The organism is Mangrovibacterium sp. (assembly GCF_059905295.1).
Map to the genome: position 1 here is coordinate 1 of NZ_JBZQJF010000307.1, position 13,199 is coordinate 13,199.

The window sequence follows — 13,199 nt, forward strand, 5'->3', positions numbered from 1 at the left end:
CGGATTCAGATTTCGGATGCTGCTGTGCAATGGCTGGCATCTGTCGGATATGATCCTCAGTTTGGTGCACGACCTGTTAACCGGTTACTGCAAAAGTTTGTGTTGAATGAATTGTCGAAAGAAATACTCGCAGGGCAAGTTTCTGCCGATCAGGAAATTTTGATCGACCTGGAAGCTGAAAGACTGGTATTTAAGACTGTATAAAAGAAAAGTAGACTCCAATTTGGTGTCTACTTTTTTATTTCTTCTAAAACTTCGGAAAGTTCTTTTTGTGCTTGTTCTATGAGGGTTTCAAACTCAACGACATGTTCCTCGTAGGTATCGATTTCCTCCAATTTTTGAGTTTTTAACTGGAGCTGTTTTAATCGAACTCCCAAATCATTCATCCCGAAGGTCATTACTGAAGATTTGGCCTTATGAGCTAATTCTCCCAGTTCCTTATATTTTTTTTGGCTTAAATAGCCTCTTAGTCCCTCTTTAAATTCAACGATTTGTTCAAAAAACATCTCAATGAATTCCTTGGTAATTTCAGGATCTCCACCAGTTACTTCATCCAAATAAGTCAGACTGGTTAATTTATTTTCATTCATCGCGTAAAGTTAATCGGCTTTTCAATTCTCTAGTTAGACAATAATAATAAAAAAAATTCACTTGTATTCAACAGAAAGGGCATGGAGACAAAAAATGAACACAAACTTTTCCTGATATATTTCATAATTTTATGAGATTCTAAGCTATAGTTTTACGAACCCAAAAAGAATAACAGCATGAAGAAGACAGTCTTTAATCAAATTCATAAAGATGCAGGTGGAAAAATGGTTGAATTTGCAGGTTTTGAAATGCCTGTAGAGTTTGCCGGAATAAAAGTAGAACATATGGCCGTACGTGAGAATGTCGGCGTGTTTGATGTCTCTCATATGGGCGAATTTTGGGTGAAAGGACCACATGCTGCCGACCTTGTGCAATATGTTACAACGAATGATATTTCTGTTCTGAAACCGGGACAGGCTCAATATTCATGTTTGCCTAATGGTAAAGGTGGAATTGTTGACGATTTGCTGGTTTATTATTATGAGCCTGAAAAGTACATGTTGGTCGTAAATGCTGCTAATATCGAAAAGGACTGGACCTGGATTGTTTCGCAAAATAAATTTGGAGCAGAACTGGAAAATGCTTCTGATGCCATTAGCCAGCTAGCCATTCAGGGACCGAATGCACTTCAGGTGCTTCAAAAACTAACATCGGTTAATCTGGCTGAGTTAAAATATTACACCTTCACAACCGGAGAGTTTGCCGGCGTGAAAGATGTTATTATTTCAGCAACAGGTTATACCGGAGCCGGTGGCATCGAACTGTATTTTTACAATCAGGATGCAGTTGAAATTTATAAGGCCATTTTCGAAGCCGGAGCAGAATTGAATATTCAACCAATTGGCTTGGGAGCTCGCGATACACTTCGCCTGGAAATGGGCTATTGCCTGTATGGCAACGATATTGACGATACAACTTCGCCTATTGAGGCAGGTTTGGGATGGATTACCAAATTCAATGGCAACAACTTTATAAATAAGGAGCTGTTTGAAGTTCAGAAAACTGAAGGTGTGAGCCGGAAGTTGAGGGGCTTTGAAATGATTGACCGGGGAATTCCTCGTCATGGCTACGAGCTATTTGATGAAGCCGGAAATAAAATTGGTGAAGTGACCTCCGGGACTCAGTCGCCGGTTTTGAATAAAGGGATCGGAATGGGGTATGTTGCTAAAGCCTATTCTGCTATTGGAACAGAGATTTACGTGGGAGTACGCAATAAGAAACTGAAAGCAAAAATTGTAAAAGTTCCTTTCTTGAATCAATAAGAGAGGGAAACTTGCAACTTTACTTTAACCTTTGCCCGTCAATTCATATTTGGCGGGCTTTTTTATATCTCGGCGTCAATTATCTTTTATCTTTGCGCTCCTAATAACGTTGAAGCTGAAGATGAAAAACGCTAAACTCAGGTTAGAAACCTGTTTATCTCCTGCCATGTATTCTAAGCATGCCAACGACGAAAACATTGTTGTAGTGGTCGATATCCTTCGCGCAACATCGTCAATTTGCACCGCTTTGCATAATGGCGTTAAGCGAATAATTCCTGTTGCAACAGTTGACGAAGCAAGAGCAAAGAAAGAAGAAGGATTCATTGTTGCCTCAGAGCGCGATGGTTATGTGCTTGATTTTGCTGACTTTGGAAATTCCCCTTTCAACTTTACAGTTGACCGGGTTAAAGACCAGGAGATTGTTTACTCAACGACCAACGGAACACGTTGTATCCATATGGCCAGCCATTCCAAGGCTGTTGTTATCGGTTCATTTCTGAATTTGACTGCATTAACTGATTGGTTAATAAATCAGGACGCGCCGGTGTTGATTTTTTGCGCATCGTGGAAAGACCGGTTTAGTTTAGAGGATACGGTTTTTGCCGGTGCTTTAGCTGAAAAATTGCTTGCCTCAGGAAAGTATGACACGATCTGTGATGCGGTAACTGCCTCGTTGGATTTATGGTCGATTGCAAAAGCAGACCTGAACGGTTACATTCAAAAAGCAGCTCAAAAAGGACGTTTGGCCGCTAAAGGATTAGACGATTGTATTGAATTTTGCCACCAGGCGGATTTCACAACGGTGGTCCCACAATTCTCAGGTGGAGATTTAATTGCAGTTTCCTAACTTAGCATCGCTAATTTAATTGATGAATGAAACATCTATGAGATTGATTATCTGAATTATTAGCATGTTTTACAACTGGCTTTAAACCGCAACTTGCTGATATATCTCATCGGAAAATTTGGACAGATTCATTTATTTTGGAATAGACGGAGAATTAAAAAAAGAATTAAAAATATTTTTTAACCCTAAAATAACATACCATGAAGAAGCATAATTTTTATGCAGGACCCTCAATCCTACCAGAATACACCAAACAAAAAGTAGCTGAAGCAGCTGTTGACTTTGCCGGTACCGGACTTTCTGTAATGGAAATCTCCCACCGTTCAAAAGAATTTATTGCTGTGATGGACGAAGCTGTTGCCTTGGTTAAGGAATTGCTGAAAGTTCCGGAAGGTTACTCGGTGTTGTTTTTGCAAGGTGGTGCCAGCCTAGAATTCCTGATGGCTCCGTACAACCTGATGAAATCGAAAGCAGCTTACTTGAATACCGGTTCATGGGCAGGCAAAGCCATGAAAGAAGCTAAATATTTTGGTGAAGTTGTTGAGGTAGCTTCTTCAAAAGATAAAAACTTCAACTATATCCCGAAAGCGTTTGAAGTTCCTGCTGATGCTGATTACTTGCACATCACTACAAACAACACAATCTTTGGTACTGAAATTAAAACTGACCTGGACGTTCCGGTACAATTAGTTGCCGATATGTCATCAGATATTTTCAGCCGTCCGATTGATGTTGCTAAATACGATATGATTTATGCCGGTGCTCAGAAAAACCTGGGACCTTCAGGTGCTACACTGGTAATCATTAAAGACGATGTTTTGGATAAAACAGGTCGTACAATCCCGACTATGTTGGATTTCCAAACACACATCAAAGCTGGTTCAATGTTTAACACACCTTCAACAATCGCTGTTTTTGCATGTTTGCAAACTTTAGTTTGGTTGAAAGAACAAGGTGGTGTTGAAGCAATGGAGAAAATCAACATTGAAAAAGCGGACTTGTTGTATGCTGAATTAGATCGTAACAAATTGTTCGTTCCTACTGTTCCTGCACTTGAAGATCGTTCTCGCATGAACGTAACTTTCGTAATGGCTGAAGGTTTCGAAGCGTTGGAAAAAGAATTCAACGAATTCGCTACTTCAAAAGGAATGATTGGTTTGAAAGGACACCGTTCTGTTGGTGGTTTCCGTGCATCGATCTACAATGCCATGCCTGCGGACAGCGTGAAAGCGTTGATCGAAGTCATGAAGGAATTCGAAGCAAACCATTAATTAAATATAAAGAAAAAGCAGGATGGGGGTCCTGCTTTTTCTTTTTCTAATCAAAACTAAACTGGGTATGAAAAGGGTGTTAATAGCAACGGAAAAACCGTTTGCTTCGTCGGCTATTTACCAAATCACACAAGTCTTTCGTGATGCGGGATACGAGATTAACTTTCTCGAAAAATATCAATCCAAAACAGATTTATTAAAAGCGGTTTCTTCGGCTGAAGCCATGATTGTCCGAAGTGATGTGGTTGACCGGGAAGTGCTGGATGCAGCAACCAATTTGAAGCTAGTTGTTCGCGCCGGTGCTGGTTACGACAATGTAGATACTGCTTATGCCAAAGAAAAATCGGTGGTTGTGATGAACACACCGGGACAAAATTCCAATGCCGTAGCCGAGCTGGCTATTGGGTTGGCTCTTTTTGGCATCCGCGAGTTCTTTTCCGGAAAGTCGGGAGGTGAGCTTCGTGGTCGAACCCTGGGCTTGCATGGTTACGGCTATGTTGCCCGTAACGTGCATCGTATTGCCCGTGCTTTTGGGATGAAGGTGAAGGTTTATACACGTTACAGTAAAGCTCAAGCCACATCTGAAGGTTTGGAAGTTACCAACTCGCTGGAAGAGCTGTATGCGCTGTCGGATATTGTTTCCATTCATGTACCTGCTAGGGGCGAACATATCAAATCGGTGAGTATGCCGATTTTGAAGCATCTGAAGCAAGATGCCATTCTGATTAATACAGCACGTAAGGAAGTGGTTAACGAAGAGGATCTGTGTGCTTTTATGGAGCAGCGTAGCGACGTTAAATATTTATCGGACATTACACCGGATTGTGCTTCCGTTTTTGCTGAAAAATTTAGCGGGCGTTATTATTTTACTCCAAAGAAAATCGGTGCTCAAACCAGTGAGGCTAATATCAATGCTGGTGTTGCCGCTGCAGAACAGATCGTTGCTTACCTTGAACAGGGCGACGAAACTTTCCGGGTGAATAAATAACATATAGGGCATTTCATTGGGATTTCCTATTTTAGAAGGTACTAACTAAAATTGCCCGATATGGCTATCGTAAAACCTTTTCGGGGGCTACGGCCTCCACCGGAAATTGTCAGCGATTTGGCATGCCTGCCTTACGATGTTATGAACAGCGAAGAGGCAGCCCGAATGGCTGAAGGTAAATCAGACTCTTTATTGCATATAACCCGAGCCGAAATTGATTGTTCGCCGGGAGTGGATATCCATTCAGATGAGGTGTATCGAAAAGCGGTGGAAAACTTCAAGGCATTTCAGCAAAAAGGCTGGCTGGCCGAGGACGAAGAAGCACGCTTTTATATTTATGCTCAAACCATGAATGGGCGGACACAGTATGGCATTGTCGGTGCTGCTGCCTGTGACGATTATCACAATGGTGTGATCAAAAAACACGAACTTACCCGTCCCGATAAAGAGGAAGACAGGATGGTGTTAACCCGCTATCTGAATGCGAATATCGAACCGGTATTTTTCTCTTACAAAGCAGTTCCGGAAATCGATGGAATTGTTGAGGCCGTTGTACGCAATAATCAGCCGGATTATGATTTTGTTGCTGAAGATGGTTTCGGTCATCACTTTTGGGTTATTCGCAATAAGGAGCTCAATCAGAATATTGAAGCTTTGTTTGCCACCAAGGTTCCTGCTACCTATGTTGCTGATGGTCACCATCGGACTGCTGCTGCTGCCCGAATTGGGCAGGAACGAAAGGCCCAAAACCCGGACCATACAGGGAAAGAAGCTTATAATTATTTTATGGCAGTTCATTTTCCGGATGACCAGTTGCAAATTATTGATTATAACCGGGTTGTTAAAGATTTGAATGGATTAAGTGCCGGGGAGTTTCTTTTGAAACTGGAAGCCGGATTCACGGTTGAGAAAGTTGGCGCGAAACCGTATAAACCTTCCTGCTTACATGAGTTTAGTTTGTATCTGGAGGGGAATTGGTATAAGCTTACTGCCAAAAATGGAACCTTTAATGATACTGATCCGATTGAGGTGCTGGATGTAACAATCCTTTCGAAACAGGTATTGGCTCCGGTTTTGAATATTCAGGATTTACGTACCTCCCGAAGGATCGACTTTGTAGGTGGTATCAGAGGTTTGGAAGAGCTGCAAAAGCGTGTTGATAGCGGTGTCATGAAGGCTGCATTTGCCTTATATCCGGTTTCCATGAAACAGCTTATTCATATTGCTGACACCGGGAATATCATGCCACCTAAATCAACCTGGTTCGAGCCCAAACTTCGATCAGGATTGGTGATTCATCAATTGTAATGACACACTTCAATTGCCGATAAAATAAAAAAGCCTGGAATGTTCCAGGCTTTTGTTTTATCGTAGCTTAAATGTCATCATCATCGTCGTCATCATCATCCGCTGAGTCATCTTCGTCATCGTACGAATCATCATCTTCTTCATCATCGGAGATGTCCATGTCTTCCGAATATTTGTCTTCGTATGCTTCGCGACTTTCATCTTTCAGTGTTCCTTCGTCATCGTAATCTTCGTCATCGCTAATGATATCGATGGCTTCCTGAGTTGTCATACGAACCAAATAGTACTTATCTTCAGTCTCAAAAGGCAATGCACTCACCAACATACCATCTTTATTGGTGAAGGTGATTAGATTCTGACTGAAGCCATTTGGGTATTCCAGTTTGATTTGTTCCTTAGTTGTATCTTCTAACTTTTCGTAATCCTTAATTACTCTGGGTTTACTGATGGGTGCCATATAGATTTCCTCCTTATCCTCTTAGCCATAAAGGCGTTGTTCATTCGTTCTAAGTTGTTTTATTATGGTCGAAAAATACAAAAATGAAAGAATAAAAAAATAGCTTGAAAAGCATAGACCGAAAAAAACTTGAAATATCAACTGTCGTTTGCTTTTGTTAGCTGTTTACCCATTTGATGGATAGTAGGTTACATTAATTTTAATGTTTAGAAAATATTCTTGATTTCGATAATTGGCATGTTTTTTAGGTCGAAAAAGGCATTGATAATCCCTGCTTTTTCAAAGTTTTCAAGGTCATTCACCGTAATGAATTCCTCCTGAATATGCCCTGTTTCCAGGAGTTTTTGACGCTGTGTTCCTTTCAGTAAAGGTGCAGCAGGGGTAATCCAATTTTCCCCGTCATAAAAGAGGAGGTTGCCAATGCTGCAGTCCGTAATTTCACCATTGCAAACGATGATGATTTCGTCGGCCTGGCCGCGTTGAGCGTAAAGCATATTTAAACTTGTTCGGTCAGCATATTTCAGATGATAGTCGATTTTATCGGTATGAATAAGCTTCAGGCTGGTGAACGACCGTTCTTGCTGCGGAATAAACTCAATGCTTTCAATTTCTTTTGAATAAACAATCCGGCAGCGGTATAGTCCGTCGATGCAGGTTTCCGGGACCTGGATGATTTCCTTTAAATCGATTGGAGGTATTGAACCGAAAAGTTCCCGCCGTGCAGCATTCATCCTTCGGTTATGGTAGTCCAGGTTAAAAAGTTGTCCGTCTTCCAGTTTAATGGTTTCCAGTAATTGGCACATATACTTTTTTTATCAGTTCTTGATATTCTTCGAGGCATTCGCTCAGGTGGGTAATTCCGCCACCGCTTTTAAAGGTAAAGTTCTTGCCGTTTTGTTCCAAATATCGGATCAACACACAACTGTCAACATGTTCGCCATCGAACACTCCAAATATACCGGTGTACCATCCGCGTTCATATTGCTCGGCAGCTTCTATAATTTCAACTGTTTTGGGTTTTGGAGCACCGGTAATTGATCCTGCAGGAAGTAATTCAGCCAAGATATCTCCTAAATGTGCCTGATAGTCCTTGGGCAACCGACCGGTTATTTCGGAACTCATCTGCAGTAATTTCCCCTGGTTCGAACGGATCTCATCCAGGTAGCAAAAGCGCGTAACTTCTACTTGATCTGCTATGCGGCTCAGGTCGTTGCGGATTAAGTCGACAATTGTGTTGTGCTCGGCCAGCTCTTTACGGTTTGTTTTCAGCAAGGATTCGGCGTTGGGAATGTTAGCATCAATGGTCCCTTTCATCGGGTACGACGAGATCAGTCCATCCTCAATTCGAACAAAGATCTCGGGCGAGAAACAAACAAACTCATCTTTCAGGTACACCAAATAAGGTGATTGACTATTATGTGCCACTTCCTCCAAACTCAGGTTGGTCTGCACTTCGGTTGGCATGGTCAGGTTGAGTAGGTAGCTGTCGCCACCATGGATGTGTTGCTGTACCTGCTCGAATGCTTTTTGGTAACGGCCATAGCTAACCGGGTTTATTGTCCAGACAACCGGGTGGTTGGGTTGAGCCTGCGGTGTGAAGTTCGAATGGCGAGGTGTTCTCCACAGTAACTGTGGTGCACACTCTTCCCATTCCAGCACACGGGCTTTCTGACAATCAAAATCAAAGAGGAAAACAAAAGGCCGCTTCAGTCGGCCCAGCTCATTCATTTTGCTTCTGATATTACTTTCAATGGTGTACATGAGGAGCACAAAGATAGAAAAACAACGATAATCCAATCTCCCTTTATTAGGTGCATGCGATGGGATGTGTTATTTGTTGTTTATGTTTTCACAATGCTGATCCCTTTCATTTTTTACGATCTCAACTTCTGTTATTTTAGGCGTCGAATAAAACACAGAAAACTATGAGCATTCGTTTGTACTTGGGAGGAATGTTAGCATTGGCTCTGGCTGCTTGTCAACCAAAGAGCCAGCAGTTACAGCCCGAAACATACCGCGCTTATTTTGATGCGCAGGATCAACAGGAAATTCCATTCCTGTTTAAGGTAACATCACCTTCCACCTTGGAGATTTATAATGGTGATGAAGTTATTTCAGTCGATGAAATTAGTTATGCCGACGATTCGGTAACGATTCATATGCCGGTATTCGAGAGTTACATTAAGGCCAAAGTAGGAGAGGATGGCCATTTGAATGGCTATTATACCAAGCCTGGAGCGAACTATAAAGTACCTTTTCATGCCACTGCCGGAAAAGAGCGCTTTGCTGTAAAAAGCCAACCAACAGTTGATGTTACCGGTGGATGGGAAGTGTTGTTTGGTAACGACTCGACAGATCAGAACAGCTGGGCCAAAGGTGTATTTGAGCAGGAGGGAAGTAAAGTGACCGGAACATTCCGTACACCAACCGGCGACTATCGGTACCTGGAAGGGGTGATGGACGGTAATCAGCTGAAACTGTCTTCGTTCGACGGAGTGCATGTATTCTTGTTTACAGCAAATGTGAACGATAGCACGCTGAACGGTCAGTTTTATTCCAAAAATACCTGGAAAGAAGCGTTTACCGGAACCCGGAATGATGCCTATGAATTACCCGATCCGGAGAGCCTGACGACACTGAAGGATGGATATGAAAGTATCAGCTTCAGCTTCCCTGATGAAAACGGCAAGCTGGTTTCACTGGCCGACGAACAGTTTAAAAATAAAGTGGTGGTGGTACAGATCATGGGAAGCTGGTGCCCCAACTGCCTCGACGAGACACGCTACTTTGTGGATTATGCCAAAGCCCATGCTGATCAACCATTAGCATTTGTTGGCTTGGCTTTTGAATATGCCAAAACTGATTCGGCCTGCTTTGCCGCTATTAAGCGGTTGAAAAAGTCGGTTGGAGTTCCTTATCCGATTTTATTGGCGATGAATGGTTCGGAAGATCATAAAATGGCTTCGGCAAAAATACCGGAACTGAGCCGGATCATGTCGTACCCAACCAGTATTATTATCGATAAGCAAGGCAAGGTTCGGAAGATTCATACCGGATTTGACGGTCCGGCAACAGGAGACAAATACATTGCTTACCAAACGAACTTCGATCATTTCATTCAACGCTTGCTTGCTGAATAGTTAAGCAGCAGGATCTGTTTGACAATCCCGGTGTGTGTCTTGATGCATATACCGGGATTGTTCGTTTTATCCCTATTGTAGTTGCCGGTCTTCCAGTAAAGGAGAATAAGAATCTCCCGCATCACTACATTAATTGCTGGCTCTTTTGTCGAAACCGTTAAGGATGCTATTCCGGTAGCTGGTCAAATCTCCGGATCTTTTCTAGCTCGTTGTCCCAATTGGCTTTGCTGTCTATAAATATATGAGCATCCGGCTTGATCTGTATATCGGTATCGAGACAACCTGCCGGAACGATTATCCGTTTTCCACCTTCAATTGCCCGGGGTAACGCCGAACCACATTTTGAGCAAAAGCTTTTTGAATGTCGTGATTCCGGAAGTTGAAAGGTTTTTACCTGCTCTTCACCCGATAACCATTTTAGACTGGCCGAAGAAGAAAATAAATTGGCAGCATGCGCCGATCCGGTATCTTTTCGGCAACGGCTGCAATGACAAAGAAAGAAGCGGTCGAAATCACCTTCGATTTCGAAAGTAACGGCTCCGCAAAGACATGATCCGATGTGTTTCATTTGTCTATTTTTTTTCGTACAAGGTATAAAAATGTGTTGTCGAATGAAATTTAGTTGAGCCTTATGACCTGACGAAATCGATGGGTTTTTTTGCTTTTCCTGCACTTCTGTCAGGCGATTTGTGTTTGGAGTACTTCTTGATAGTTCTGATTTTCGTATCTTATTCATACAATAGACACTTATGGAGAACAAGGAAATTACAAAACAATATAAGACCATTTGCAATCATTTGGCAAAGAGGCGGCTGAAGCCTGCTTTTGATTCGCTGGAACGACTGATTACTGAGAATGGGCTAGGACTGTTTCACGACGAATGGCGGGAGCTGAACCAGACTTACCACTACATGTTGCAATATACGCTGGAAGGTATTCAGGATCCGGAACGACAAAAGGTTTATCGCCGATTGATTGATTCAACCTACGAGCTGGCTGATAAAGTGAATGAATCGCTTCGCCTGACTTATGCTTCGTCGGTGGCTTACGAAAAAAAGAGAACTTTTATCGATCAGTTTATCAGTGATTTTGATGGGTTCCTGGCGCGGATGGAAGCCGACTCGGAAAACCCGGCAGCAGCGCTCGAGAATCACCGGCAAATTCATCGCCTGTTTTATCACCTGTGGTTCCAGGATCGGTTTAGCAGCGAAGGGCTTCAGTTTGTGAGTAAATTGCTGAATAGCCCTTCCATATTACCCGATTGGAAAGCTTTTGTGGTTACTGCTGTTACCTTGAGCCTGCAACGTTACTTCGACGAGCAGAAATTCAGCCTGCTGTTTGATGCTTACGAAATGGAAGAACCGGTGCTGAAACAACGGGCTTTGGTTGGACTGATTCTTAGCTTGTATCAGTACGATTCGCGCTTGCCCTATTATGCCGGTATTACCGGACGACTGAAATTGTTGAATGACGATCCGGAGTTTAAGCATAGTATGGAGCGGGTTATCATTCAATTGATCCGGGCTAAGGAAACCGAAAAGCTGCAACAGCGCATTCGCGATGAGATTATGCCCGAGATGATTAAGATCAGTGAAAACCTGCGCGATAAAATCGAGCTGGACAGTTTGATGGAGGATGGCATCTCGGAGGATAAGAACCCGGAATGGCAGGAGATGATTGAAGATTCGCCCGAGTTGATGAATAAAATGGAGGAATTCTCGGAACTGCAAATGGAAGGGGCCGATGTGTTTATGGGCTCATTTGCGATGCTGAAGTCCTTTCCTTTTTTCAACGAAATAGCCAATTGGTTTATTCCTTTTTATGCACAGAATCCTGATCTGGAAAAAGTGCTTGATCCATCGGACGATTTAACCCGCCGCTTTATTGATGTGATTGCCCAGGCACCCCTGTTGTGTAACTCCGATAAGTACTCCTTCTGTTTGAGTATGGAGCGTATTCCGAAAGAGAACCGGGAGTTTATGTTCCAGGGCCTGCAGGCTGAGTTGGATCAGTTTCAGGAGATTGAAGAGGATGAAGAACTGACCAGCCCGGGGAAGAAGGCCGGTTTCCTGTCGAACCAATATATCCAGGATTTGTATCGTTTTTACAAGCTGCACCCGCGGCGCTTCGATTTTGAGGACTTGTTTAGCTGGCGCTTCGATTTTCACAATAAACAAACGCTTGGTAGCATCTTAAAGGAAGATACTGCCGTGGTTCGTAATATTGGTGAATACTATTTCACGAAAAATCATTTTGGCGAGGCTATCGGTATTTTTGGATATCTGCTGGCTCAAAACCAGGATGGTGAGCTTTACCAAAAACAAGCTTTCTGCTACCAAAAACTGGGGAACTACGAAAAAGCACTGGATGCTTATTTGAAGGCCGAGCTGTTTGATTTGAACCGTGTTTGGAACCTCAAGAAGATTGCCCTTTGTTACCGCAACCTGAAACAACCGCTTAAGGCGCTGGAATATTATAAGGCTGTTGAGGCGCTTGATCACGACAACTTATCGAACCACCTGAATACAGGACACTGCCTGCTCGAGTTGGGACAGTTCGATGAGGCACTGCAGTATTACTTTAAAGTGGAATACCTGAAACCGGGTAACCGGAAAGTGTGGCGTCCTATTGGCTGGTGTTCCTTTTTGACCGGGAAGAAAGAACAGGCTGAAAAGTATTTCCTGAAATTAATGGATAACAGTCCCAACCAGCACGACATGATGAATATGGGGCATGTTCAGTGGAGTTTGGGAAACCGCAAAGCTGCGCTCGACTATTACAAACAAGCCATTTCGCAACCCAACTTTACCGAGGCCGACTTTATGAAGGTGTTCGACGAAGACCTGCCGCAATTGCTGAAACAGGGAATCGATCGCGACGATGTACCCATCATGCTCGACCAGCTACGTTATTTTGTGGAAGAATAAAAACGCACGTAAAGACGCACGGCCATCTGCCCGTTGAGACGCACGGCCGTTTACTCGTTGAGACGCACGGCCGTGCGTCTCTATCTAGCTAGCCCCCAGTTACCCCTCCGATTGATGGTATTCCTATTTCCTCCGTTTCTTCCGTCGATAATAAATCAGGAAGATGACCAACAGAACCGGAATAACAATGTATAGAATAATGTTGAAGGGGGTGAGCTCCAATGGTTCCGGAACGGTTGGCGGATACATGTCGGGTGTTTGTCCCGACGCAGAAAGAGCTGCAATAAGAAGCAGCATGAATGATGTTATTTTCTGTTTCATAGCTTTGTTGTTTTTCTTGTTTCTGTTCTCTTTAATTTTACGAGGTCTTGGTCTGGCTGAAGGAGGTTTTTATCTGTTTTTACGAGA

The 13,199-nt window shown here is 43.0% G+C and carries 14 protein-coding genes; 8 read left to right on the plus strand and 6 right to left on the minus strand.

The window, feature by feature from the left end; genetic code table 11:
- A partial coding sequence (locus AC37HE_RS15485) for a ClpB D2-like domain containing protein (RefSeq protein WP_500783785.1) occupies positions 1-204 on the plus strand: 204 nt, incomplete at its 5' end.
- A 26-nt stretch (positions 205-230) separates the two neighbouring features.
- Here the strand turns inward: AC37HE_RS15485 and AC37HE_RS15490 are convergent.
- Complete coding sequence (locus AC37HE_RS15490) at positions 231-590, minus strand: Hpt domain-containing protein (RefSeq protein ID WP_500783787.1); 360 nt, start codon at positions 588-590, stop codon at positions 231-233.
- Between the two features lie 177 nt (positions 591-767).
- Here AC37HE_RS15490 and gcvT point away from each other — a divergent pair, with 177 nt between their 5' ends.
- The 5 genes from gcvT (at position 768) to AC37HE_RS15515 (ending at position 6,267) form a co-directional block, all read left to right on the plus strand.
- Positions 768-1,853: a glycine cleavage system aminomethyltransferase GcvT gene (gene gcvT, locus AC37HE_RS15495; RefSeq protein ID WP_500783789.1), complete on the plus strand. Its 1,086-nt coding sequence runs from the start codon at positions 768-770 to the stop codon at positions 1,851-1,853.
- A 121-nt stretch (positions 1,854-1,974) separates the two neighbouring features.
- Positions 1,975-2,700, plus strand: coding sequence for a 2-phosphosulfolactate phosphatase (locus tag AC37HE_RS15500; protein ID WP_500783791.1), 726 nt, complete (start codon positions 1,975-1,977; stop codon positions 2,698-2,700).
- A 200-nt stretch (positions 2,701-2,900) separates the two neighbouring features.
- Positions 2,901-3,971: a 3-phosphoserine/phosphohydroxythreonine transaminase gene (serC, locus tag AC37HE_RS15505; protein ID WP_500783793.1), complete on the plus strand. Its 1,071-nt coding sequence runs from the start codon at positions 2,901-2,903 to the stop codon at positions 3,969-3,971.
- Positions 3,972-4,038: 67 nt separating this feature from the next.
- The gene (locus AC37HE_RS15510; protein ID WP_500783795.1) at positions 4,039-4,959 is read left to right on the plus strand and encodes an NAD(P)-dependent oxidoreductase; all 921 of its coding nucleotides are present in this window, start codon (positions 4,039-4,041) and stop codon (positions 4,957-4,959) included.
- Positions 4,960-5,019: 60 nt separating this feature from the next.
- Positions 5,020-6,267, plus strand: a complete 1,248-nt coding sequence (locus AC37HE_RS15515; RefSeq protein WP_500783797.1) for a DUF1015 domain-containing protein — start codon at positions 5,020-5,022, stop codon at positions 6,265-6,267.
- A 67-nt stretch (positions 6,268-6,334) separates the two neighbouring features.
- Here AC37HE_RS15515 and AC37HE_RS15520 read toward each other — a convergent pair whose 3' ends face one another.
- The 3 genes from AC37HE_RS15520 to AC37HE_RS15530 form a co-directional block, all read right to left on the minus strand.
- Positions 6,335-6,724, minus strand: a complete 390-nt coding sequence (locus AC37HE_RS15520) for a hypothetical protein (protein ID WP_500783799.1) — start codon at positions 6,722-6,724, stop codon at positions 6,335-6,337.
- A 206-nt stretch (positions 6,725-6,930) separates the two neighbouring features.
- Positions 6,931-7,527, minus strand: a complete 597-nt coding sequence (locus AC37HE_RS15525) for an aminotransferase class IV family protein (protein WP_500783800.1) — start codon at positions 7,525-7,527, stop codon at positions 6,931-6,933.
- Positions 7,502-8,521, minus strand: a complete 1,020-nt coding sequence (locus AC37HE_RS15530) for an aminodeoxychorismate synthase component I (protein ID WP_500783802.1) — start codon at positions 8,519-8,521, stop codon at positions 7,502-7,504. The genes AC37HE_RS15525 and AC37HE_RS15530 overlap by 26 nt, the downstream gene beginning before the upstream one ends.
- A 128-nt stretch (positions 8,522-8,649) precedes the next feature.
- On the opposite strand from AC37HE_RS15530, the gene AC37HE_RS15535 reads away from it, so the two are divergent.
- On the plus strand, positions 8,650-9,864 hold the full coding sequence (locus AC37HE_RS15535) for a TlpA disulfide reductase family protein (RefSeq protein WP_500783804.1): 1,215 nt from the start codon (positions 8,650-8,652) through the stop codon (positions 9,862-9,864).
- Between the two features lie 166 nt (positions 9,865-10,030).
- On the opposite strand, the gene AC37HE_RS15540 is transcribed toward AC37HE_RS15535, so the two are convergent.
- The gene (locus AC37HE_RS15540; RefSeq protein WP_500783806.1) at positions 10,031-10,432 is read right to left on the minus strand and encodes a GFA family protein; all 402 of its coding nucleotides are present in this window, start codon (positions 10,430-10,432) and stop codon (positions 10,031-10,033) included.
- Between the two features lie 181 nt (positions 10,433-10,613).
- Between AC37HE_RS15540 and AC37HE_RS15545 the strand changes: the two genes are divergently transcribed.
- Positions 10,614-12,791 (plus strand): tetratricopeptide repeat protein, encoded by a 2,178-nt coding sequence (locus AC37HE_RS15545; RefSeq protein ID WP_500783807.1) that lies wholly within the window; start codon positions 10,614-10,616, stop codon positions 12,789-12,791.
- Between the two features lie 123 nt (positions 12,792-12,914).
- On the opposite strand, the gene AC37HE_RS15550 is transcribed toward AC37HE_RS15545, so the two are convergent.
- Positions 12,915-13,112 (minus strand): hypothetical protein, encoded by a 198-nt coding sequence (locus AC37HE_RS15550; protein ID WP_500783809.1) that lies wholly within the window; start codon positions 13,110-13,112, stop codon positions 12,915-12,917.
- Positions 13,113-13,199: the final 87 nt, after the last annotated feature.